Here is a 21,383-nt window from a genome sequence, read left to right as displayed (position 1 = left end):
CGCCGCTTCGTCTGGTTTTATTCGTTCATTGCAGGCCTGCCGCAAAAGCGCGCCTTGCGATCCGGCAGGCACGGCAGCGCACCGCCGTGCTGTTGATGTTGCCCAGCGCCACCTCGTACCACCACTTCTGCTGCTTGGCCGTCCACACTTCGTCGGCGCCGCAGTCGCGGCAGGTGAAGGCCTTGTCCACGTAGAACGCGGGCAGCGGCCCGTAGGTATTGTTGTGCGCGGCCAGCAGCGCCGTATCGGCGACCACCAGGCCGGCACCGCTCACGGGCCGCGCGTCCACGGACAGCCGCTGCTCGGCCAGCCGGCGCGCGGCGCGTTCGAGGCGGTGCGCCTTGATCTCGGCGCGGCGCTGCTTGTTGCTTTTCATGGCCTATCCCTTCACGCACACCACCTGCTTGAGCGTGTGGACCACCTCCACCAGGTCGCTCTGCGCCTCCATCACCGCGTCGATGTCCTTGTAGGCCATCGGGATCTCGTCGATCACGTCGGCGTCCTTGCGGCATTCCACGCCTTCGGTCGCGGCGATCTGGTCGGCGATGGTGAAGAGCTTCTTCGCCTTGGTGCGGCTCATCTTGCGGCCCGCGCCGTGGCTGCAGCTCATGAACGACTCGGGGTTGCCCTTGCCGCGCACGATGTAGCTCTTGGCCCCCATGCTGCCCGGGATGATCCCGAGCTCGCCAGCCTTGGCGCTCACCGCGCCCTTGCGCGTGACGAGCACGTCTTCGCCGAAGTGCGTCTCGCGGTTCACGTAGTTGTGGTGGCAGTTCACCGCTTCCACGTGCGCCTCGAAGGGCTTGCTGATGACCTTGCGCGCGGCCGCGACCACGCGCTGCATCATCACTTCGCGGTTGGCACGCGCGAACTTCTGGGCCCAGCCCACCGCGCGCACGTAGTCGCCGAAGTACCTGGCGCCTTCCTCGAAGTACGCCAGGTCCTGGTCAGGCAGGTTGCGCTGGTGCAGTTCGGCATCCTTCTTCGCGAGTTCGATGAAGTGCGTGCCGATCGCGTTGCCCACGCCGCGCGAACCCGAGTGCAGCATGAACCACACGGCACCCGCTTCGTCGAGGCACACCTCGATGAAGTGGTTGCCGGTACCCAGCGTTCCCAGGTGCTTGTGGTTGTTGGTGTTCCTGATGCGCGGGTAGTCCTCGCAGATCAGGTCGAACTCATCCACCAGCTTGGCCCAGGCGGCGTCGGTTTCGTCGGGTGGCGTTTCCCACGCGCCCTTGTCGCGGCCCATGCGCCTGGGATTGCTTCCGTGCGGCACGGCCCTCTCGATCGCCGAACGCAGCGGGCCCAGGTTGTCGGGCAGGTCGCGCGCATCGAGCGTGGTCTTGCAGGCCATCATTCCGCAGCCGATGTCCACGCCCACCGCGGCCGGGATGATGGCCTTGAAGGTCGGGATCACCGAACCCACGGTGGCGCCGATGCCGTAGTGCACGTCGGGCATGGCCGCGATGTGCTTGAACACGATGGGCAGGCGCGCGGCGTTCTCGAGCTGCTTCTGCGCCTCGTCTTCCACAGGCACGCCGTTCGTCCACATCTTCACGGGGACGCCGTTGGCCACTTCATGCAGTTTGTAGTTCTGTTCCATTTCTTTTCTCTCTTCCATCGTTCGTTCTTCAATGCGCCTCAGGAACCGTTCGGCCGCAGCGTCACCAATCCGTTGAGCACCTGGTCCAGGCCACCGACCACCGAGATCTTGTCGATCCGTTCGGCCACGCGTTCCAGCGTCTCGAGCTCCTTCATCCGCAACGCGACAGGGTTGCCCTCCATCACCTTGGCGGTGTTCAGCAGCGAGCGCGTGGCCGCGGTTTCCTCGCGGCGGCGGATCACGTTGGCCTGGGCCGACTTCTCGGCCTCCACCACCTGGGCCAGGATGGTCTTCATCTCGCCCGGCAGGATGATGTCCTTCACGCCCACGCTCTCCAGCACCACGCCCGAATCCTTCAGCCGCTCGCGCATCTGCGCCAGCACCGTCTGGTCGATGGCCGCCTTGTTCTCCAGCAGCGCGTCCAGCGTCTGCTCGCCCACCGCGGCACGCAGGCCGAACTGCAGTTCGCGATAGACATGTTCGGCCGGCTTGGGCATTTGCGCCAGCGCCTGGCGCACGTCGGTGAAGCGCCATACCGCAGACAGGTTCAGCCGCAGCCCCACCTTGTCGCGGGTCAGGATCTCCTGGCCGCTCACCTCGGCGATCTGCGAACGCAGGTCCACGCAAGTCACGGCCACCTGCCGGTTGAAGCGCCAGAAACCGTGGTTTCCCGGCGGCAGCATCGCCTGCATCTGCCCTTCGAGCGTCAGCACGCCGGCATGGAATTCGGGCACCTGCACCAGCAGCACGCCGTCGAGCCCCTGCACCGCACGTGGACGCAGGGCCACGCTCTGCAGCTTTGCCAGCAGCCCCGCCGGCAGGCGCGCATCGGCCGCCACGTCGACGACGTCCACGCGCTGCTCGCGCAGGCCGCGCCAGTACAGCTTGCGCGTGGCGGGCGGCAGGATCTGCACCAGCACGCCGTCTTCATGGCGCAGGCCGACCTGGGTTTCGCCGAGCGACACCTGCACGAACTCGCGCTCGACCAGTTCGGGCTCGCGCGCCAGGAAGTAGTCGGCCAGTTCGTGCTCGAACGCCGGCTCGGCCAGCGAGAAGCGCTCCAGCTTCAGGCTATCGAAGCGCGAGAACACCCGGTGCTTTCCCGGGCCGAGCAGTTGCTCGAAGTCGCCATTGCGCAGCAGCAGCGCGCGTTCGTTCTTCTTGACGGTGTATTGATTGAAACCCAGCATTTTTTTCTCCCACTCGTTGTTCGGTTCAGTTGTTCGTGTCGTTCGTTCATTCGATCCAGGCCCTCGAAAGGGCAGGCGGCGGGCACTGCGGTGGGGCCAGGCTTTCGTGCAGCGGTCGTCGGGTCCGGTCGGTGCCCGGCGCCGCATGGGCAACGCCGTCACTTCCCTCGCCGTCCGATGGCGGCACGCAGCTCCTTGCCGCACGCACGGTGCGCAAGCCGCCTGCGCTTGGCACGGTGTCGCGCGCCCGCAAGGCCTCTTCGCCTTGCGCCGCACGCTCCGGTGTGCCGGGGCGGGGGGCTTTCGCCCCATCAGATGGCAGTGCAAGCACTGCCAGGGTTTTTCGCGGGAATCGAACCCGCAACGCCATGTGGTTAGCACGGTGCTCAACCATGAGCAGAACTGAATCAAGTTCAGTCGCCAGCCAGTTCAACAGCGGCATACCGCGGACCCAAGACAGGATCTGGCCTGCGGCACCGGGCCGCTTTCATGCGGCACCTGCGAGCGGATGAACTGCATCCGGACGGTTCATCCATTGCAGCCGCCGTGCCAGGTGATGAGGATCCGCACCGGAATCCTCCCGCGAGCAGTGCAAGTCATTGATATTCAACAGGAATTTTTCTTCCGGCGCGCGTACCGCTTCGCCTTCGGTCCTGATAGGATCCTAATAAATATAGAAATTCAGCTAGTCTTTTATCCATGAAACCAGTCGTCGTCATCGGCTTCCTCGGCACCCAGCTCGACGCCGGCCAGGGCGCGGGCCGCTGGAACAAGTGGCGCCCCACCGTCTCGCTCGCGCAGCACGACGACATGGTGGTCTCGCGCATGGAGCTGCTCTACACGCTCAAGCACAAGGCGCTGGCCGAGGTGGTGAAGGCCGACATCGAGGCCGTGTCGCCCGAGACCACGGTCAACCTCGTGCCTTTCGACCTCGCGGACCCCTGGGATTTCGGCGAGGTCTACACGCGCCTGTACGACTGGGCGCGCGCCTACACCTTCGACACCGAGCGCGAGCAGTACTGGACGCACATCACCACCGGCACGCACGTGGCGCAGATCTGCATGTTCCTGCTGTCGGAATCGCGCGTGGTGCCGGGCGTGCTCGCGCAGACCTCGCCGCCCCGGAAGCAGCGCGAAGGCGAGGCCGGCAAGTGCACCTTGATCGACCTCGACCTGTCGCGCTACGACGTGATCGCGCGGCGCTTCGATGCGGAGCAGCGCGACGCGGTCGCCTTCCTGAAGAGCGGCATCGCCACGCGCAACGCGCGCTTCAACGCACTGATCGACGAGATCGAGCGCGTGGCCGTGCGATCGCGCGCGCCGATCCTGCTGGTGGGGCCGACGGGCGCGGGCAAGTCCTTTCTCGCGCGGCGCATGTTCGAGCTGAAGCAGGCGCGGCACCAGATGAGCGGGCCCTTCGTCGAGGTGAACTGCGCCACGCTGCGCGGCGACGGCGCGGCCTCCACCTTGTTCGGCCACAGGAAGGGCTCCTTCACCGGCGCGGCAAGCGACCGGGCCGGACTGCTGCGCACGGCGAACCAGGGCGCGCTGTTCCTCGACGAGATCGGCGAGCTCGGGCTCGACGAGCAGGCCATGCTGCTCAAGGCCATCGAGGAGAAGCGCTTCTTCCCGGTCGGCGCCGACAAGGAAGTGGAGAGCGACTTCCAGCTGATCGCCGGCACCAACCGCGACCTGCGCAGCGACGTGGCCGAGGGGCGGTTCCGCGAAGACCTGTTCGCGCGCATCAATCTCTGGACCTACAACCTGCCCGGCCTCGCACAGCGGCCCGAGGACATCGAGCCCAACATCGACCACCTGCTGGCCCTCCATGCGGCCGAGAACCACCGCGTGGTGCGCTTCAACGCCGAGGCGCGCGCGGCCTACCTGCGCTTTGCGCAGAGCGGCGAGGCGCTGTGGTGCGGCAACTTCCGCGACCTCTCGGCCAGCGTGACGCGGCTGGCCACGCTGGCGGATGGCGGACGCATTCCGGTGGCGCTGGTCGAGGCGGAGATCGAGCGGCTGCGCTGGCTCTGGAACCGCGAGGGCCCGGCAAGGCCAAGCGCAGGCGCTGCCGACGTCGGCCTCGGCAGCCTGCTCGGCGATGACCGCGCGGCCGCGCTCGACCTGTTCGACCGGCTGCAGCTCGAAGCGGTGGTGCGCGTGTGCCGCGAATCGCGCAGCCTGTCGGATGCGGGGCGGCAACTCTTCCAGGCCTCGCGCACGCAGCGCAGCGTGGTGAACGATGCCGACCGGCTGCGCAAGTACCTGGCCAAGCACGGGCTCGAATGGAGCCGCATTACCGCGGGCTGAGCGCGGGCTGAGCTATCCTGCGCCGGAACTGCCGCATTCCACGGAGAAACCCATGCCGCTGACACTGCTCCTGCGCTGCCACGATCTGGCCCAGACCCGGCGCTTCTACGCCGATGTCCTCGGCTTCGCGGCTGAGGATTCGGCAGAAGGCACCCTGACGGTCGAGAAGCAGGGCGGCAAGCTCATCTTCACGCAGCAGGATCTCTGGAAGAGCCCGCCCACCTGCTCCGGCACCTTCTATTTCGCCGTGGCGGATGCGGCGGCCTGTTACGCCGCCGTCAAGGACAAGGCCTCCATTGCGTGGCCGCTGCAGCACATGCCTTACGGCTCCACGGAGTTCGGCGTGGTGGACTGCAACGGCTATCACCTTGGGTTCCGGCAGCAGGCCTGAGCGGCCGATCCGGAAGACGCCCACGCGGGCCGGGCGCCACGGAAAGCACTCCCCCATGAACTGGAAGCTGGCCTTGTTCGCAGCCCTGTCCCCCTTTCTCACCGGCTGCGTCCAGTCGATGTTCTATTACCCCGACCGCGTGCGCTACGAAACGCCCGACGCGCTCGGGCTGCGCTACGAGGCGGTGCAGTTCGCCAGCGCCGACGGCACGCGCCTGACCGGCTGGTTTCTTCCTGCCGCGGGCCGCAGCAATCCGAAGGAGGCCAAGGGCACGGTGGTCCACTTTCATGGCAACGCCCAGAACATGAGCACGCACTGGCGCTTCGTGGCCTGGCTGCCGAAGCAGGACTTCAACGTGTTCGTGTTCGACTACCGCGGCTACGGCGAATCGGCCGGCAAGCCGGAGCCCAAGGGCGTGTTCGAGGATTCCAGCGCCGCGCTCGGCCACGTGCGATCGCGCGGCGACGTCGACCCCGAGCGCCTCCTCGTCTTCGGCCAGAGCCTGGGCGGCGCCAACGCGATTGCGGTGCTGGGCTCGGGCAACCGGGCCGGCGTGAAGGCAGCGGCCATCGAATCGACCTTCTATTCGTATTCCTCGATTGCGAACGAGAAGCTCCCCGGCGCCGGGCTGCTGGTGGGCGACGACTACGCCGCATCGAAATACGTCGCCGCCGTCGCGCCCATCCCCCTGCTGCTGATCCACGGCACGGTCGACCGGATCATTCCGGATTCCCATTCGCGGCGCCTGCTGGAGGCCGCGCGCGAGCCCCGGCGCCTGCTCGAGGTGCCCGGCGCCGGCCACCTCGAGCCGATGACCGAGCGCTTCGGCGCCACCTGCCAGCAGGCGCTGGTGGAATTCTTCGACGCCTCGCTGCGTCCACGCCAGCCATGAAGCATTTCGACGAAACCGCCACTCGCGAGCCGCTGGCCTTCGAGCGGCTCGTGCCCGCGCTGCGCGCAGCCTTCGCGGCCGAAGCTCACGTGCCGCCGCGCCATGTGCACAGCATCGAAACCGCCGGCGCCGACAAGGGCACCGTGCTCATCATGCCGGCGTGGAGCGACGCGGGCTTCCTGGGCATCAAGACCATCAATGTCTTTCCGGGCAACAGCGCACGCGGCCTGCCCGGCCTTCATGCGACCTATGTGCTGTACGACGCGCGCACCGGCGTGCCGCTGGCCATGATGGACGGCAACGAACTCACCGCGCGCCGCACGGCCGCGGCATCGGCGCTGGGCGCCTCGTTCCTGGCGCGCACCGATGCGCGCCGCCTGCTGGTGCTGGGCACCGGCCGCATCGCGCGGCTGCTGCCCGCCGCGCATGCGGGCGTGCGGCCCATCGACGAGGTGCTCGTGTGGAACCACCGGGCCGAAGGCGCCCAGGCCCTGGCCACGCAATGGCGGGCCGAAGGGGTCAACGCCCGGGCCGCCACGGACCTCGAAGCGGCCGTGCGCCAGGCCGACATCGTGAGCTGCGCCACGCTGGCCACCGCGCCGCTGGTGCGCGGCGAATGGTTGGCGCCGGGCTCGCACCTGGACCTGATCGGCAGCTTCACGCCCGCCATGCGCGAGGCCGACGTGCGCTGCTTCGACGGGGCGCGCACCTTCGTCGACACCACCGAGGCATTGCAGAAGGCCGGCGAACTGCTCGACGCCATCGCGGCCGGCACGCTGCGCGCCGATGCGGTGCAAGGCACGCTGGCCGCACTCTGCCGGGGCGAACGCGCGGGCCGCACGGGCAGCGAAGAGCGCACCGTCTTCAAGGCCGTGGGCAGCGCGCTCGAAGACCTGGCGGCCGCCACGCTGGTCTGGCAGCACGCCAAATCGACGCCGGCCTAAGGCTTAAGGCCTAGAAAACCGCGGCCGCGGCGCAGCGGGAGCGTCACTTACCGACAGTCACATACGTCATGCAGCGGATGGCACGCCTCTTGCGCCGACGCTAACCTGATGCCCATACCCAAAGGCCAGGAGGCCCGCCCCATGCTTACCATTTTTCAGAAAGCCACCATCCTCAGCAAAGCCGGCTTCGAGGTGCCCGCCTGTCCGGCCGAGGATGCCTCGGCCACCTCGACCAGCGCGGTGTCCCAGAAGATGCACGACTGGGCCAAGGCCATCGAGACGCTGTATGTCAGCTATGTGGCCGCCCGCGCCGCCAAGAGCCTGCGGGATGCCGAGGAATCGCGCCAGACCGACATGCTGCGGCGGCTTTCGCTGAGCGCCTGGGCCGCCTGACAGGCACCCTCGCCCGCCCGAGCCGCGTCAGCGCTCAACCGAAAGTGAACGCGTAGGCCTGCGCGCCGGCGTCGAGAAACTCGATCTCGAACAGCCGCTCCCGGCTGCCCTCCGCCTGCCGCACCAGCTGATAGAGCTTCTGTGCATCGATCACGCCGTGGCCCTGTGCATCGGTGTCGGCACCATGGTCCGCGAGCGGCGGCTTTCCATCCACCAGCACCCTGAAGCGCACCGGCCTGCCGTTGGCCGCCGGGCCCAGCACCAGGTGCAGGTCGCGTGCCTGGAAGCGATAGGCGATGCGGCCATTGGCGCTGTTCAGCACCGCGCGCTCGGCCTCCACCGTCCAGTCGCCCGCCAGCGACCACTGGTTGGTGCGCAGCGCCGAGGCGGCCGGCCGGTAGACCGTCGCGCGGTCCCGCGCGATGCCGCCGGGCGAGGCAAAGCCGTGCGCGCGCTCGTGGCCCAGGTAGGTTTCGCCGGACAGCGGCGGCTCGGCGCCGGGCGCGGCCTGGGTGCCCTGCCCGAGCGGCGCCACCAGCCCGGCGGCGATGCGGGTCTGCCCGGCCTCGGCCAGCAGCTGCTGGATGACCTGCTCGGCCTTGTCGTAGCGGTTCTCGCCGAACTGGTGGTGGCGGATGCGGCCCTCGGCATCGATGAAATAGAACGCGGGCCAGGCCTGGTTGTCGAAGCCGCGCCAGACTGCGAAGTCATTGTCCAGCGCCACCGGAAAGCCGATGCCCAGGTCCTTGACGGCCTTGCGCACATTGGCCGGCTTCTTCTCGAACGCGAACTCCGGCGAATGCACGCCGATGACCACCAGCCCCGCGTCCTTGTACTTCTCGGCCCATGCCCGAAGGTAGGGCAGCGTGCGCAGGCAGTTGATGCACGAATAGGTCCAGAAGTCGACCAGCACCACCTTGCCGCGCAGGGCCTCGGGCGCGAGCGGCACGGAGTTGATCCATTCGGTGGCGCCCGCCAAGGAGGGAAAGCGGCCTTCGACCTTGAGTTCGCGCGCGGGCGGCGGGGCCGTTCGGTTGTCCGACACGCGCATCAGGCCCGGGGCTTCGCGCAGCGCGACCGGCTCCGCGTGCGGCTTGCCTGGCTTGATTTTGTCCACCAGCGCCTGCTCCAGCGCCGAGGTGGTGCCCAGGGAAAGGCGTGCGAGCAGGCCCGTGTCCAGCCCCAGCGCAATGGCCCCCACGCCCGCCAGCACGGCCGCGCCGGCCGCGCGCCGCACCCATTCGCCGGTATGCAGCGAACGCTTCATGATGGAGAACAGCCGCCCGCCGAACAGCAGCGCGGCCGCGAGCGAGGTGCACGCGCCGGCCGCATAGGCCAGCAGCAGCAGCGAGGTGCCGACGCTCGCGCCATTGAGCGCCGCGCCCGTCAGGATCAGGCCGAGGATCGGCCCCGCGCACGGCGCCCAGAGCAGCCCCGTGCCCACGCCCAGCAACAACGGCGAGAACATCGAGGCCGCTGCCGCACCGCCATCGCCGCGCGGCTCGGACATGCGGATGCCCAGCGCGACCAGCGGCCGGCTCATGCGGTCGGCAACGCTCGGGAACAGCAGGCTCACGCCGAACAGCGCGAGCACGGCAATGGCGGCCTGGCGCCCGTACTCGTTGAGCGTGACGATCCAGCCGCCGCCCACCGCCGCCAGCGTGGCCACGGCGGCAAAGGCCAGCGCCATGCCCAGCAGCATCGGCAGGCCGTGCGAGCGGAACGGACGGTCGGCGCGCGCGAACACGAAAGGCAGCACCGGCAGGATGCAGGGGCTCAGGATGGTGAGCACCCCGCCCAGGTAGGCAATGAGGAGGACGAGCATGATGTTTGGGGGTTGTCGGTGGCGAATCAGCCCTGGAGGGCGGTGCGGGCGGGCGCGGCGTCCAGCGCGAGCCGGGCCTCGAGCCCGCCTTCGGCGCGGTTCTTCAGCGTGAGCTCGGCGCCCATGGCCATGGCCAGCTGGTGCGCAATCGCCAGGCCAAGCCCGGTGCCGCCGGTGCTGCGGTTGCGCGAACTCTCGACGCGGTAGAAGGGCTTGAGCACGGCATCGAGCTCGTCCGGCGGAATGCCGGGGCCGTCGTCGAGCACGCTCAGAACCAGCCGGCCGTCTTCTTCGGCATGCACGCGCAGGCGCACGTCGCTGCCGAACTTGAGCGCGTTGTCGATCAGGTTCATCAGGATGCGGCGCAGCGCATGGGGGCGGCTCACGATCGGCGCGCCGGCCTTGCCTTCGAGCCGCACCTGCTGGCCCACGTCTTCGTAGTCGGCCACCATGCTCTCGAGCAGCGCGTCGGCATCGATGCGCAGCGGCGGCTCCGCGGCGCCGTGGAGCGTGCGCGCATAGGTCACGCCTTCGCGCACCAGCGAGTGCATGGCGTCGAGGTCCTGGCGGAATTTCTCGCGGTCGCGCTCGTCGTCCATCAGGTCGGTGCGCAGCCGCATCCGCGTGATGGGTGTCTGCAGGTCGTGCGAGATGGCCGCGAGGATCTCGACGCGCTCGGACATGTAGCCGGCAATGCGCTGCTGCATGGCATTGAAGGCGCGCGCCGCATGCGCCACCTCGGTGGGGCCCTCTTCCGCGAGCGTGCGGCCCTTGAGGTCGGGCCCGAGCCCGTCGGCCGCCTCGGAAAGCTGCGCGAGCGGCCGCGTCACGAGGCGCACCGCATACCAGGCGCACACGGCCAGCACCAGCAGCTGGGCCGCAAGCAGCCACATCACCCAGCCCGACACCGGCATGCCCACGCGCATCGCATGAACGACCACGGAAGACCCGTCGCCCAGGCGCACCTGGATCTGCAGGCCCTCGGGCGGCCAGGCCACCTCGCCGACCTTGACGATCGGGAACGGGCGCATCGCATCGACGATGGCCGCGGCAAACTGCCGCGACTGCTCCGAGGCCGGTTCGGTGCCCTCTGCGCTGCCGCCCAGCACGAAGCGGTAGTTGCGCCGCTCCAGCCGGTCGAGCCAACCGGCGCGCTCGGCCGCGGGCAGGCGGTCGAGGATGGCGACCGAACTCGCGATGTCGCGCTCGATGCCGATCATCATCAGCTCGCGCAGCGCCATGTTCCGCTCGTAGCGGATCGCCGCGAAGGTGAGCAGCTGCGCGATCGCCAGGCCCACCACGATGATCAGCGTCACGCGGGAGAACAGCGAGCCGGGCAGCAGCCGGTGCCAGCCGCGCACAGCGCCGGCCGGGTTCGCAGGAGGATTCGCGGAAGTCGAGGACATGGACACCTTCTTGTTCATGCGGCGTGGCTCTGCACGCCGCCGCTGGCTCACACCAGGTGGATTGAAACGTCGATATTGCCCCGGGTGGCCTTCGAATAGGGGCAGGTCTGGTGCGCCGCATCCGTCAGGGCCTGCGCCACTTCGCGGTCCAGGCCCGGCAGGCTCACGTTGAGGCGCGCCTGCAGGAAGTACTCGCTGCCCGCCGTGCCCAGGTCGACTTCGGCATCGACGGCCAGGTCAGGCGGCAAGGCGACCTTCATCCTGCCCGCCGCCTTGCCCATGGCGCCGATGAAGCAGGCCGACCAGCCGGCCGCGAACAGCTGTTCCGGGTTGGTGCCGCTGCCGGCGCTGCCGGGCGACGAGAGCTTGATGTCCAGGCGGCCGTCGGAGCTGCGCGCCTCGCCGTCGCGGCCGCCCGAAGAGGTGCGGGTCTTGCCGGTGTAGAGAACTTTTTCGATGCGGGTCATGGTGGTTTCCTTGGAAAGGGTTGGTTCGGGAACGCACGGATTGTTGAGCCGCCCTCCCCCTGCCCGCGCAGATCGCGTATGCCTGTGTACCGCGCCCGCCGCCCCAGATACTTGCGAATACAAAACCGCCGGCCGGCAGCGGGCGGGAGGCTACATTGCGGCTGCGGGGCGCTTCCCGCACCCACCCTTTTTGCTCACTGCCATGACGCCAAAGACCTCCGACCACATCCTCATCGTCGACGACGACCGGGAAATCCGCGAACTGCTCACCACCTACCTGGTGAAGAACGGCTTGCGCGTGGTCGCGGTGCCCACCGGCCGCCACATGCGCGCCGCGCTCGAAGAGTCGGGCCCGTTCGACCTGATCATCCTCGACCTGATGCTGCCGGGCGAAGACGGGCTCACGCTCTGCCGCGACCTGCGCACCGGCAAGTACAAGGCCACGCCCATCCTGATGCTGACCGCGCGCAGCGAGGAGGCCGACCGCATCCTGGGCCTGGAGATGGGCGCCGACGACTACCTGGCCAAGCCTTTTTCCGCCCGCGAGCTGCTCGCGCGCCTGCGCGCCGTGATGCGCCGCACGCGCATGCTGCCGCCGAACATGGGCGCGGTCGAGCCCTCCCAGAAACTGGCCTTCGGCGAATGGCAGGTCGACACGGTGGCGCGCCACCTGATCGACGACAGCGGCACGATGGTGGCGCTGAGCGGCGCCGAATACCGGCTGCTGCGCGTGTTCCTCGACCATCCGCAGAAAGTGCTGAGCCGCGACCAGCTGCTCGGCCTCACCCAGGGCCGCGAGGCCGAGCTCTTCGAGCGCTCCATCGACCTGCTCGTGAGCCGGCTGCGCCAGCGCCTGCGCGACGATGCGCGCGAGCCCCGCTACATCAAGACCGTGCGCAGCGAAGGCTATGTGCTCGCTTCGGCCGTCGCAGCCATGGACTGACCGCGAACCAGGGCTTTTCATCCCGCTTGACCTCAAGTTAGGTTGAGGCTGCACATTGCGCAGCATGAACCATGACCCGCAACCCTCCGCCCGCGTCGCGCAGGCGCTCCAGATCCATCGAAGCATCGCGGCATGCCATGCACACCTTGCGCAGAACGACGGCGTCCATGCGCTGACGGCCACGCTGATGCTGCCCTGCTACCGCGCCGAATTCGAGCGGCTGATGCTCGCAATGTCTGCGGCGGAAAGAAACGAATTGATGCCGCTGCTCCCCCTCGGCGAAGTGCGGCAGTCCCTCAATCTTCCGCGCGCCTGATCACCAGGCGGCGGGCGCCGGGCCCTTCCGACGACAGCTTGTCGGCCGGATTGCGCAGGCGGCAGCGGTCGATCGACAGGCAGCCGCAGCCGATGCAGTCGTCGAGCGTGTCGCGCAGCTTCTTGAGCTGGGCCATGCGCTCGTCCAGCTCCGCGCGCCAGCCGGCGGAAAGCCGCGCCCAGTCGGCGCGGCTGGGCGCGGCCGAGGTGGGCAGCGTGGCCAGCGCATCGGCAATGTCGGCCAGCGCAATGCCCACCCGCTGCGCGACGCGGATGAACGCCACGCGCCGGAGCACGTCGCGCGCATAACGGCGGTGGTTGCTTGGCGCCCGGTGGCTCGCAATGAGGCCCTTGGCTTCGTAGAAGTGAAGGGTGGACACCGGCACCCCGCTGCGCTGCGCGACCTCGCCCACGGACAGCGTGGCGGGAAAATCGTGCGGTGGTTCTGCTGGCTTGGATTTCATGGAGGCCTCTGGCCCTCGACTTTAGTTGAGGGCTGGAGACCGCGTGCTCACTCGACGGTGGCGCCGGAAGCCTTGACGATATCCGCCCACAGCGCGCTTTCCTTCGCGATGAGGGCAGCGTACTCGGCCGGGCCGCCGAGCAGCGGCACGGCGCCTTCCACGCCCAGGCGCGACTGGAATTCAGCGCTGCCCGCCACCTGGAGCATCTGCGCCGAAAGCTCCTTCACGAAGGCGTCCGGCGTGCCGCGCGGCGCGAGGATGCCGTAGGTCAGCGTGCTCTCGAAACCCGCGAGTTCGCGCAGCCCCGACTCGGCCACGGTGGGCACGTCGGGCAGCGAAGGCAGGCGCTTTGCGCCCGTGACCGCAATGGCGCGCAGCCGGCCGCCCTTGACCAGCGCGAGCGCGGGCGGAACCACGCTGAACATCATCTGCACCTGCCCGCCCGCCAGGTCGGTGAGGCCGGGGTTGGTGCCCTTGTAGGGGATGTGATTGATCCGCGTGCCGGTGCGCTCTGCAAAGAGCTCGCCGGTCAGGTGGCCGCCGGTGCCGCTGCCGCTGGAGGCGTAGTCGAGCAGGCCCGGCCGCGCCTTGGCTTCGGCGACGAGCTCGGCCACGCTGCGGATCTTCGATGCGGCGGGCACCACGAGCACCAGCGCGGACGAAGCGAACATGGCCACGGGCAGCAGGTCCTTGCGCGCATCGAACTTCAGGCCCTTGTAGAGCGCCGGGTTGATCGACACGGTGCCCGTGTGGCCCAGCAGCAGCGTGCTGCCGTCGGGCGCGCTGCGCACCACCTGCTCGGTGCCGAGGTTGCCGCCCGCGCCGGGCTTGTTGTCGACGATGACGCCCTGCCTGCGCAGCTCGCCCAGGCCCTTGGCCATCTGGCGCGCGAACACGTCGTTGCCGCCGCCGGCCGCAAAGGGCACGACGATGCGGATCGGCCGGGCGTCGGCCTGCGCATGCGCGGGCAGCGCTGCCGCGGCCGCCAGCCCCAGCAGCAGGCCGCGTCGGGCGCGGTCCATCAGACGCGTTCCAGGATCACGGCAATGCCCTGGCCCACGCCGATGCACATGGTGCACAGCGCATAGCGGCCGCCGCCCTTGTGCAGCTGGTTGACCGCGGTGGTGGCCAGGCGGGCGCCGCTGGCGCCCAGCGGGTGGCCGAGCGCAATGGCGCCGCCGTTGATGTTGACGCGCGGGTCGTTGTCCTGCAGGCCCAGCAGGCGCAGCACGGCCAGGCCTTGCGCCGCGAAGGCTTCGTTGAGTTCGATCACGTCGATCTGGTCGATGGTGAGGCCGGTGAGCGCCAGCACCTTCTGCGTGGCGGGCGCCGGGCCGATGCCCATCACGCGCGGCGCCACGCCGGCCGTGGCCATGCCGACCACGCGGGCGCGGGGCGTGAGGCCATGCCTGGCGGCGCTGGCTTCGTCGGCCAGGAGCAGCGCACAGGCGCCGTCGTTCACGCCGCTGGCATTGCCGGCCGTCACGGTGCCGTCGGGGCGCACCACGCCCTTGAGCCTGGCGAGCGATTCAAGGCTGGTTTCGCGCGGATGCTCGTCCTTGTTGACGATGATGGCGTCGCCCTTCTTCTGCGGCACGGTCACGGGCACGATCTCGGCGTCGAAGAAGCCGGACTTCTGCGAGGCCACGGCGCGCAGCTGCGAGTTGAGCGCCATCAGGTCCTGCGCCTCGCGCTCGATCTTGTAGTCGGTGGCCACGTTCTCGGCCGTCTCGGGCATGGAGTCGACGCCGTACTGCGCCTTCATGAGCTTGTTGACGAAGCGCCAGCCGATGGTGGTGTCGTACACCGCGTTGTTGCGGCTGAAGGCGCTCTCGGCCTTGGGCATGACGAAAGGGGCGCGGCTCATGCTTTCGACGCCGCCGGCGATCATCAGCCCGGCTTCGCCGGCGCGGATGGCACGCGCGACGGTGCCCACGGCATCGAGGCCCGAACCGCACAGGCGGTTGATGGTGCCGCCGCCAACCTCGAGCGGCAGGCCCGCGAGCAGCGCCGACATGCGCGCCACGTTGCGGTTGTCTTCGCCGGCCTGGTTGGCGCAGCCGTAGAGCACGTCGCCCACGGCCTGCCAGTCGACGTTCTTGTTGCGTTCCATCAGCGCCTTGAGCGGCACGGCGCCGAGGTCGTCGGTGCGCACGCTGCTGAGCGAACCGCCGTAGCGGCCGAAGGGGGTGCGGACGGCGTCGCAGATGAAGGCTTGGGTGGTCATGTGAGTTGTCTCTCTCTGATGGGTTGAATGGGATCAGGCAGCGATCGGCAGGCCGACCAGCTTCTCGAGTTCCTCGCGGCTCAGGCCCTCGACCAGGTCGACGAGCTTCAGGCCCTCGGGCGTGCATTCGAGCGTGGCCAGGTCGGAGTACACGCGCTTGACGCAGGCGATGCCGGTCAGCGGATAGCTGCATTCCTTCACCAGCTTGCTTGCGCCCTGCTTGGTCAGCAGGTCCATCATGACCCAGGTCTGCTTGGCGCCGATGGCGAGGTCCATGGCGCCGCCGACCGCGGGAATGGCATCCTTCTCGCCGGTGTGCCAGTTGGCCAGGTCGCCGGTGGCCGAGACCTGGAACGCGCCGAGCACGCAGATGTCGAGGTGGCCGCCGCGCATCATCGCGAAGCTGTCGGCATGGTGGAAGAACGAGCCGCCCGGCAGCAGCGTCACGGGCTGCTTGCCGGCGTTGATGAGGTCGTAGTCTTCCTCGCCGGCCTCGGGCGCGGGGCCCATGCCGAGAATGCCGTTCTCGCTCTGCAGGATGACCTCGCGGCCCTTGGGCAAGTGGTTGGCCACCAGCGTGGGCTGGCCGATGCCCAGGTTGACGACGGCGCCGTCGAAGATGTCCTGCGCCACGCGGGCTGCGAGCTGGTCCTTGGTGCGACGTTGGTAGGTTGTCATGGTCATGCTGCCTTCTTGAAGCCGCCGGCCTGGGTGGCCACGCGTTCGATGCGCACCACCTGGTGCACGAAGATGCCCGGGGTCACGACGGTCTCGGGGTCGAGGGTGCCGAGCTCGGCGATGTCGTGCACGGTGGCAATGGTTTTCTTCGCGGCCATGGCCATCACGGGGCCGAAGTTGCGCGCGGCCTTGCGGTAGACCAGGTTGCCCCAGCGGTCGCCGCGCTCGGCCTTGATGAGCGCCACGTCGCCGTGGATCGGGTATTCGAGCACGTACTGCTTGCCGTCGATCTCGCGGGTTTCGCGGTTGCCCGCGAGCTGCGTGCCATAGCCCGTGGGGCAGAAGAAGGCACCGATGCCCGCACCCGCGGCGCGGATGCGCTCGGCCAGGTTGCCCTGGGGCACCAGTTCGAGTTCGATCTTGCCGCTGCGGTAGAGCCCGTCGAACACCTGGCTGTCGGCCTGGCGCGGAAAGCTGCAGATGATCTTGCGCACGCGGCCGGCCTTGAGCAGCGCGGCCAGGCCGGTTTCGCCGTTGCCGGCGTTGTTGTTGACGACGGTGAGGTCCTTGGCGCCCTGCTCGACGAGGCCGTCGATGAGTTCGCCGGGAATGCCGGCGGTGCCGAAACCGCCGATGAGAACCGTGGCGCCGTCTGGGATGCCTGCCAGGGCATCGGCGACCGAGCGCGCGATCTTGTTGATCATGAAGCCTGTCTCCGGGAGTGAGGGAAAGAAAGAGAAATCGAACCGTGCGAACGACCTGCCCGAACCATCCGACCCGACCGGCTGATTCTGCGAATCGCCGATTTGTTCGTATGAAGAACATTTGTTCGTATAATGAATTCTAAAGAGGATCGTTCCACATGGCAACCCATACCCCGCAAACAGAGACGCCCGCCCCCGGCGACAGCTACGTGCAGTCGTTCGCGCGAGGCCTGCAGGTGATCCGCTCGTTCAGCGAAAGCGCGCCGCGCCAGACGCTCAGCGAGGTAGCGGCCGCCAGCGGGCTCACGCGGGCCGGCGCGCGGCGCATCCTGCTCACGCTGCAGACGCTGGGCTACGTGGTGAGCGACGGCAAGCTCTTCACGCTCACGCCGCGCATCCTCGACCTGGGCTTTGCATATCTTTCCTCGATGCCGATCTGGAACCGCGCCGAACCGGTGATGGAAGCGCTGGTGCAGCAGGTGCAGGAGTCCTGCTCGGCCGCGGTGCTGGATGCCACCGACATCGTCTACGTGATGCGCGTGCCCACCAAGAAGATCATGCACATCAGCCTGGGCGTGGGCTCGCGCCTGCCGGCCTACTGCACCTCGCTCGGCCGGCTGCTGCTGGCCGACCTGGACGACGACGAGGTGCGCGCGCGTCTCGAGGCCTCCGACCGCCAGGCGCTCACCAAGCACACGGTGACCGACGTGGATGCCCTCATGGCCAAGGTGGCGCAGGCGCGCAGGCAGCAGTGGTGCCTGGTCAATCAGGAACTGGAAGAAGGCCTGATCTCGGTGGCTGCGCCCATCGTCAACCGCCAGGGCCGCATGGTGGCCGCGCTCAACATCAGCGGGCAGGCCAACCGCACCAGCGCCAAGGTGATGCAGGAAACCATGCTGCCCGCACTGCGCGAAGCGGCGGACCGGATCTCGCGGTTGCTCTGAGCGCCCCCGATTCGCCCTGAGCGAAAGGACATTCACGGCCAGGTCACACCGGCTTTCTAGATTGCACCCTCACAACAAAACCGGAGGGTCAATCATGTCCAGTCGCTTCATCTCGTCCGCCTTGCCGCGCCATCTGGCGATCGCCGCCATTGCATCCGCAGTCCTCGCCGCGTGCGGCGGCGGTGGCAACAACGGCATCGTCTTTCCACCCGTGGCGGGCACGCCCGCTCCTTCGCCGGCCCCTGCACCCGCGCCTTCGCCTGCGCCTGCGCCCCCACCGCAGGACCCCAGCGCCGGCCTGCCGCACAAGCTCACCGGCTGGGCCTCGCTGCCCGACAGCTTCCGCCGGCCCGGCCCGACCACCGGCCAGTTCATCACCAGCGCGCTCGGCGTGACGCCGCCCTTCGTCGACGGCCAGCCGCTGCCCGGCTTCTCGGCGCTGCTGAAGAACGACGACGGCACCTGGACCGCCATGCCCGACAACGGCTACGGCAGCAAGAGCAACTCCGGCGACTTCGTGGTCGGCTTCTACAACGTCAGCATTGACTTCCGCACGGTGGCCAACGGCACGACCGTTCCCGGCACCGTGAAGGCCAACAGCCACATCGCCTTCAACGACGCCAAGGGCTTCCTGAAGGACGGCAAGGGCGTGGACCTGAAGATCACCGCCGACTTCGCCAACTACCAGACGGTCTCGGGCAATAACCTCGTCGACAGCGGCAAGCCGGTGGATTCGCGCATCGTCAGCGGGCGCCTGCTGACGGGCTTCGATCTCGACGTCGAGTCGATCGCCCGCGCGAACGACGGCACCTACTTCGTGGGCGAGGAGTTCGGCCCCTACATCCTGCACTTCGACAAGGATGGCACGCTGATGGCCGACCCGGTGCCGCATCCCTTCCTGCGCAGTCCGTCCAACCCGCTGGTGATGAACGAAGGCGCCACCGCGACTTCGCTTTCGAGCCGCGGCTTCGAGAGCCTGGCCTTCAACGGCGACAAGACCCGCCTCTATGCGGTGCCCGAGGCAGCGCCATCGCTGGCCTCGCTGCGCCCGGTGGCCGACGACGAGCGCTACCTGAACTTCTTCGAGTTCGATCCCGCCTCGATGCTCTACACCGGCAAGAACCCGGTCTACAGGAAGGACGGGCCTGCCAAGGACAACCAGATCGTCATCGGCGACATGACCAACATCGGCGGCAACAGGTTCGTGCTGATCGAGCGCGACAGCCTCTACGGCTCGAAAGCCGTGGTCAAGCGGCTCTACATGGTGGACCTGGACGTGAAGGACGCCGACGGCGCGCTCAAGAAGACGCTGCTGGTCGACCTGCTGAACATCTCCGACCCCGCCGACATCGGCGGTCCGCTGGCCAACGTCGCGAACGGCAAGTTCAGCATGCCCTTCGACTCCGTCGAGAGCGTCGAGGTGGTGGACGACTACACGCTCGCCGTCGCCATCGACACCAACTTCCCGAGCGAGGACGGCCGCGTGCCCGGCAAGCCGGACGACACCGAGATCATCACGATCCGCTTCGAGCAGCCGCTGTTCAAGCGCGGCACGCCGAAGACCTGACGACGCCCCCGGTGCGGGCCCCGGAGGGCATCAGCCCTCCGACTGGATGCCCTTCATGATGATCACGCCGCCCAGGCGCGTGGTGTCGGCGCGCATGCGCTTGGCCAGCGCGTCGGGCGAGCCGGGCTGGGCCTGCCAGCCGGTCTTCAGCAGCGCCTGGCTCACGTCGGCCGAGCTGATGACTTCGACCAGCGCGGCGTTGAGCCTGGCGATGGCCGCGGGCTTCATGCCCGCGGGCGCGGCCAGCGCGGTCCAGATTTCCAGGTCGGCGCCGCGCACGTCGGCGTCGCGGATGGTGGGCAGCTCGCCCGCCAGCGGGCTGCGCTCGGGCGAGGTCACGCCAATGGCCTTGATCTTTCCCGACTTGACGTGCGGCAGGGCCAGCCCGGGCGGCAGCAGGGCCAGCTGGATCTCGCCCGCCAGCAGGCCCGCAATGACCTGCGGGTTGCCCGTATAGGGCTTGTGCTGCGCCGTGATGGCGGCGCGGCTCTTGATGAGTTCCATGCCCAGGTGGCCCACCGTGCCCACGCCCGGCGTGCCGTACTTGCCGCCGCTGCCGAGGTTGCGCACCCACAGCAGCTGTTCGGCCGAGGTCTTGCCCGGGGCGTTGCCCGACACCGCCAGCACCAGCGGCGCGGTGCCGATCATGCCGACCGGCGCAAAGTCTTTCTCGGGGTCGAAGCTCAGCTTGGGATTGAGCAGCCTGGCAATGGTGAGATTGCCGTTGATCAGCGCTCCGATGGTGTGGTCGTCGGTCGCCTTGGCCACCTGGTCGGCCACCAGGTTGCCGCTGGCGCCGGGCTTGTTCTCGACCGTGACCGGCTGACGCAGGATCTTCGACAGCGGCTCGGCAATGGCGCGCGCCGCCAGGTCGGGCGATGCGCCGGCGGGAAACCCCACGAGGATGCGAACGGGCTTGGTCGGCCAGGCGGCGTCGCCGCCGGCAGCGGCGGTGCCGGCGCGCTGGGCCCACGAACCGGGTGCAAAAAGCGATGCGGCAACTGCTGCTGCGCCGCTTTCGAGCAAGCGGCGTTTGGTGATCTTCAAGATGGCTCCAGAAAGAGTGGGAGAGAGTCCGGCAACGTTGCTGACGTCGCACTTACATAACGTTACAGGATCGTGCTGCATTGCGCAACCGTTGACCCTGTTGCAGGCACGCCCGCGCGCCAGCCTCCGCGCCCCAGTCCGCGCCGTGTCAGTTGAAAAGGCCCTGCTGCGTGGCCTGGTGCACCGCCTGGGTCCGCGACTTGACGGACAGCTTGCGGTAGATGTTCTTCGCGTGAAATTCGATGGTGTTGACCGAAAGCGACACCGCCTCGGCAATCTGCTGGTTGCTCCAGCCCTGGGCAATGAGGCGCAGCACTTTCAGCTCGCGCGGCGACAGCAGCGGTTTGCCCTCTGCCGGGCCCGCGGGCATGGGCTGGATGGCGATCGGCTTCGGCTGGGCGGAGGCCGCGAACAGGCCGAGGATGCGGCGCGCAATGCGCGAATCCACCGGCGCGCCGCCGCGTTCGATGGAGCGCAGCAGGAACGCGAGTTCGGCATCGTCGGCCTCGGTCAGCACGTAGCCCACGGCACCCGCGGCAATGGCGGCGCCCACCAGGCCGTCATCGTCGGTTTCCGACATGGCGATGGCGTCGATGTGCGGATGGGCCGTGCGAACGTGGCGGATCAATGCCGCGCCATCGGTCTCCGGCCCGTCCATGCCCACGAGAACGACGCTGAAGGCCTGCGCGGCCAGCATGAAGCGGGCCTCGGCCTGCGTCGAAGCGGCCGCCAGCTGCAGGCCAGGCGCTGCCATGGCAAGAATGCGCCGCATGCGCTCGGACACGCTCGGGCTGCCCTCGACGACGAGGGTGCCACCGCGCATGCCGGCACCAGGGCTGCCGGCGGATATCTGATTGGCCACGCGCACTTTCCTTTCGGCCGCACAAGGCGTGCCGAGATTGATCTTTGGCCTGAACATTGCATGAACGATGCCCGGCCGGGGAGGCCGTGTGGCGCCCGGCATTTCGATGCATGCAGGCACTTCGATCTTCATTGGCGAACCGGCTCTGGACCTGCTTTTCAGAGGCTTGGAAGGTGCGGCTGGAACGGCCGTTTTTGAGGCCTCGCGTTAC

22 protein-coding genes are annotated in these 21,383 nt (G+C 68.5%); 9 read left to right on the top strand and 13 right to left on the bottom strand.

Annotation, left to right across the window (positions count from 1 at the left end; all coding sequences use genetic code 11):
- Positions 1-25 precede the first annotated feature (25 nt).
- Genes IB278_RS01160 through IB278_RS01150 form a run of 3 tightly spaced genes read right to left on the bottom strand, consistent with a single transcriptional unit; the run spans position 26 to position 2,793 of the window.
- Positions 26-376, bottom strand: coding sequence for a zinc-ribbon domain containing protein (locus tag IB278_RS01160; protein ID WP_192322434.1), 351 nt, complete (start codon positions 374-376; stop codon positions 26-28).
- A 3-nt stretch (positions 377-379) separates the two neighbouring features.
- A complete protein-coding gene (locus IB278_RS01155) occupies positions 380-1,603 on the bottom strand; it encodes an RtcB family protein (RefSeq protein ID WP_192322433.1) in 1,224 nt (407 codons plus the stop codon).
- A 38-nt stretch (positions 1,604-1,641) separates the two neighbouring features.
- Positions 1,642-2,793 carry a slipin family protein gene (locus IB278_RS01150; RefSeq protein ID WP_192322432.1) on the bottom strand — a complete coding sequence of 384 codons (1,152 nt, stop codon included), beginning with the start codon at positions 2,791-2,793 and terminating at the stop codon, positions 1,642-1,644.
- A gap of 699 nt (positions 2,794-3,492) precedes the next feature.
- On the opposite strand from IB278_RS01150, the gene rtcR reads away from it, so the two are divergent.
- The 5 genes from rtcR (at position 3,493) to IB278_RS01125 (ending at position 7,723) form a co-directional block, all read left to right on the top strand.
- Positions 3,493-5,103: an RNA repair transcriptional activator RtcR gene (gene rtcR, locus IB278_RS01145; RefSeq protein ID WP_192322431.1), complete on the top strand. Its 1,611-nt coding sequence runs from the start codon at positions 3,493-3,495 to the stop codon at positions 5,101-5,103.
- Positions 5,104-5,155: 52 nt separating this feature from the next.
- Positions 5,156-5,494: a VOC family protein gene (locus IB278_RS01140; RefSeq protein ID WP_192322430.1), complete on the top strand. Its 339-nt coding sequence runs from the start codon at positions 5,156-5,158 to the stop codon at positions 5,492-5,494.
- A 55-nt stretch (positions 5,495-5,549) separates the two neighbouring features.
- Positions 5,550-6,386, top strand: coding sequence for an alpha/beta hydrolase (locus tag IB278_RS01135; protein WP_192322429.1), 837 nt, complete (start codon positions 5,550-5,552; stop codon positions 6,384-6,386).
- Positions 6,383-7,330 (top strand): ornithine cyclodeaminase family protein, encoded by a 948-nt coding sequence (locus tag IB278_RS01130; protein WP_192322428.1) that lies wholly within the window; start codon positions 6,383-6,385, stop codon positions 7,328-7,330. Before IB278_RS01135 ends, IB278_RS01130 begins: the two co-directional genes overlap by 4 nt.
- Positions 7,331-7,471: 141 nt before the next feature.
- A complete protein-coding gene (locus IB278_RS01125) occupies positions 7,472-7,723 on the top strand; it encodes a hypothetical protein (protein ID WP_145740213.1) in 252 nt (83 codons plus the stop codon).
- A 34-nt stretch (positions 7,724-7,757) separates the two neighbouring features.
- Here IB278_RS01125 and IB278_RS01120 read toward each other — a convergent pair whose 3' ends face one another.
- The 3 genes from IB278_RS01120 to IB278_RS01110 are packed head-to-tail and all read right to left on the bottom strand — an operon-like array spanning position 7,758 to position 11,421.
- Positions 7,758-9,548 (bottom strand): cytochrome c biogenesis protein DipZ, encoded by a 1,791-nt coding sequence (locus IB278_RS01120; RefSeq protein ID WP_192322427.1) that lies wholly within the window; start codon positions 9,546-9,548, stop codon positions 7,758-7,760.
- Between the two features lie 26 nt (positions 9,549-9,574).
- On the bottom strand, positions 9,575-10,954 hold the full coding sequence (locus IB278_RS01115) for an ATP-binding protein (RefSeq protein ID WP_192322426.1): 1,380 nt from the start codon (positions 10,952-10,954) through the stop codon (positions 9,575-9,577).
- Positions 10,955-11,001: 47 nt separating this feature from the next.
- Positions 11,002-11,421, bottom strand: a complete 420-nt coding sequence (locus tag IB278_RS01110; protein WP_015867198.1) for an organic hydroperoxide resistance protein — start codon at positions 11,419-11,421, stop codon at positions 11,002-11,004.
- A 202-nt stretch (positions 11,422-11,623) separates the two neighbouring features.
- Between IB278_RS01110 and IB278_RS01105 the strand changes: the two genes are divergently transcribed.
- Together IB278_RS01105 and IB278_RS01100 are read left to right on the top strand one after the other, a co-directional pair.
- Positions 11,624-12,364, top strand: a complete 741-nt coding sequence (locus IB278_RS01105; RefSeq protein WP_192322425.1) for a response regulator — start codon at positions 11,624-11,626, stop codon at positions 12,362-12,364.
- A 64-nt stretch (positions 12,365-12,428) separates the two neighbouring features.
- The gene (locus IB278_RS01100; protein WP_192322424.1) at positions 12,429-12,680 is read left to right on the top strand and encodes a hypothetical protein; all 252 of its coding nucleotides are present in this window, start codon (positions 12,429-12,431) and stop codon (positions 12,678-12,680) included.
- On the opposite strand, the gene soxR is transcribed toward IB278_RS01100, so the two are convergent.
- The 5 genes from soxR to IB278_RS01075 are packed head-to-tail and all read right to left on the bottom strand — an operon-like array spanning position 12,661 to position 16,752.
- The gene (soxR, locus tag IB278_RS01095) at positions 12,661-13,143 is read right to left on the bottom strand and encodes a redox-sensitive transcriptional activator SoxR (protein ID WP_021009115.1); all 483 of its coding nucleotides are present in this window, start codon (positions 13,141-13,143) and stop codon (positions 12,661-12,663) included. The two genes, IB278_RS01100 and soxR, sit on opposite strands and share 20 nt — an antisense overlap.
- Positions 13,144-13,190: 47 nt before the next feature.
- Entirely contained in the window at positions 13,191-14,165 is a 975-nt protein-coding gene (locus IB278_RS01090; protein WP_192322423.1) for a Bug family tripartite tricarboxylate transporter substrate binding protein, read from the bottom strand.
- Positions 14,165-15,370, bottom strand: a complete 1,206-nt coding sequence (gene pcaF / locus IB278_RS01085; protein WP_192322422.1) for a 3-oxoadipyl-CoA thiolase — start codon at positions 15,368-15,370, stop codon at positions 14,165-14,167. The genes IB278_RS01090 and pcaF overlap by 1 nt, the downstream gene beginning before the upstream one ends.
- Positions 15,371-15,403: 33 nt before the next feature.
- Positions 15,404-16,054, bottom strand: coding sequence for a 3-oxoacid CoA-transferase subunit B (locus tag IB278_RS01080; protein WP_192322421.1), 651 nt, complete (start codon positions 16,052-16,054; stop codon positions 15,404-15,406).
- Positions 16,051-16,752, bottom strand: a complete 702-nt coding sequence (locus IB278_RS01075; protein WP_015867205.1) for a 3-oxoacid CoA-transferase subunit A — start codon at positions 16,750-16,752, stop codon at positions 16,051-16,053. Before IB278_RS01075 ends, IB278_RS01080 begins: the two co-directional genes overlap by 4 nt.
- A 158-nt stretch (positions 16,753-16,910) precedes the next feature.
- On the opposite strand from IB278_RS01075, the gene IB278_RS01070 reads away from it, so the two are divergent.
- Complete coding sequence (locus IB278_RS01070; protein WP_192322420.1) at positions 16,911-17,696, top strand: IclR family transcriptional regulator C-terminal domain-containing protein; 786 nt, start codon at positions 16,911-16,913, stop codon at positions 17,694-17,696.
- A gap of 94 nt (positions 17,697-17,790) precedes the next feature.
- A complete protein-coding gene (locus tag IB278_RS01065) occupies positions 17,791-19,263 on the top strand; it encodes an esterase-like activity of phytase family protein (protein ID WP_192322419.1) in 1,473 nt (490 codons plus the stop codon).
- Positions 19,264-19,293: 30 nt separating this feature from the next.
- Here IB278_RS01065 and IB278_RS01060 read toward each other — a convergent pair whose 3' ends face one another.
- On the bottom strand, positions 19,294-20,310 hold the full coding sequence (locus IB278_RS01060; RefSeq protein ID WP_145740198.1) for a Bug family tripartite tricarboxylate transporter substrate binding protein: 1,017 nt from the start codon (positions 20,308-20,310) through the stop codon (positions 19,294-19,296).
- A 148-nt stretch (positions 20,311-20,458) separates the two neighbouring features.
- Entirely contained in the window at positions 20,459-21,172 is a 714-nt protein-coding gene (locus IB278_RS01055) for a helix-turn-helix transcriptional regulator (RefSeq protein WP_318646665.1), read from the bottom strand.
- Positions 21,173-21,383: the final 211 nt, after the last annotated feature.

The sequence above is a fragment of the Variovorax sp. VRV01 genome (assembly GCF_014852545.1).
GTDB classification, from domain to species: domain Bacteria; phylum Pseudomonadota; class Gammaproteobacteria; order Burkholderiales; family Burkholderiaceae_C; genus Variovorax; species Variovorax beijingensis_A.
The sequence above is the reverse complement of the archived record's forward strand: the minus strand, read 5'-3'. Positions and strand labels throughout refer to the sequence as shown.

Coding starts and splice junctions, on each gene's coding strand:
- pcaF (WP_192322422.1), bottom strand. CDS start 15,370: ATGACCACCCAAGCCTTCATCTGCGACGCCGTCCGCACCCCCTTCGGC.
- IB278_RS01135 (WP_192322429.1), top strand. CDS start 5,550: ATGAACTGGAAGCTGGCCTTGTTCGCAGCCCTGTCCCCCTTTCTCACC.
- IB278_RS01155 (WP_192322433.1), bottom strand. CDS start 1,603: ATGGAACAGAACTACAAACTGCATGAAGTGGCCAACGGCGTCCCCGTG.
- IB278_RS01150 (WP_192322432.1), bottom strand. CDS start 2,793: ATGCTGGGTTTCAATCAATACACCGTCAAGAAGAACGAACGCGCGCTG.
- rtcR (WP_192322431.1), top strand. CDS start 3,493: ATGAAACCAGTCGTCGTCATCGGCTTCCTCGGCACCCAGCTCGACGCC.
- IB278_RS01100 (WP_192322424.1), top strand. CDS start 12,429: ATGAACCATGACCCGCAACCCTCCGCCCGCGTCGCGCAGGCGCTCCAG.
- IB278_RS01075 (WP_015867205.1), bottom strand. CDS start 16,752: ATGATCAACAAGATCGCGCGCTCGGTCGCCGATGCCCTGGCAGGCATC.
- IB278_RS01130 (WP_192322428.1), top strand. CDS start 6,383: ATGAAGCATTTCGACGAAACCGCCACTCGCGAGCCGCTGGCCTTCGAG.
- IB278_RS01160 (WP_192322434.1), bottom strand. CDS start 376: ATGAAAAGCAACAAGCAGCGCCGCGCCGAGATCAAGGCGCACCGCCTC.
- IB278_RS01080 (WP_192322421.1), bottom strand. CDS start 16,054: ATGACCATGACAACCTACCAACGTCGCACCAAGGACCAGCTCGCAGCC.
- IB278_RS01110 (WP_015867198.1), bottom strand. CDS start 11,421: ATGACCCGCATCGAAAAAGTTCTCTACACCGGCAAGACCCGCACCTCT.
- IB278_RS01115 (WP_192322426.1), bottom strand. CDS start 10,954: ATGTCCTCGACTTCCGCGAATCCTCCTGCGAACCCGGCCGGCGCTGTG.
- soxR (WP_021009115.1), bottom strand. CDS start 13,143: ATGAAATCCAAGCCAGCAGAACCACCGCACGATTTTCCCGCCACGCTG.
- IB278_RS01065 (WP_192322419.1), top strand. CDS start 17,791: ATGTCCAGTCGCTTCATCTCGTCCGCCTTGCCGCGCCATCTGGCGATC.
- IB278_RS01140 (WP_192322430.1), top strand. CDS start 5,156: ATGCCGCTGACACTGCTCCTGCGCTGCCACGATCTGGCCCAGACCCGG.
- IB278_RS01105 (WP_192322425.1), top strand. CDS start 11,624: ATGACGCCAAAGACCTCCGACCACATCCTCATCGTCGACGACGACCGG.
- IB278_RS01120 (WP_192322427.1), bottom strand. CDS start 9,548: ATGCTCGTCCTCCTCATTGCCTACCTGGGCGGGGTGCTCACCATCCTG.
- IB278_RS01090 (WP_192322423.1), bottom strand. CDS start 14,165: ATGGACCGCGCCCGACGCGGCCTGCTGCTGGGGCTGGCGGCCGCGGCA.
- IB278_RS01070 (WP_192322420.1), top strand. CDS start 16,911: ATGGCAACCCATACCCCGCAAACAGAGACGCCCGCCCCCGGCGACAGC.
- IB278_RS01125 (WP_145740213.1), top strand. CDS start 7,472: ATGCTTACCATTTTTCAGAAAGCCACCATCCTCAGCAAAGCCGGCTTC.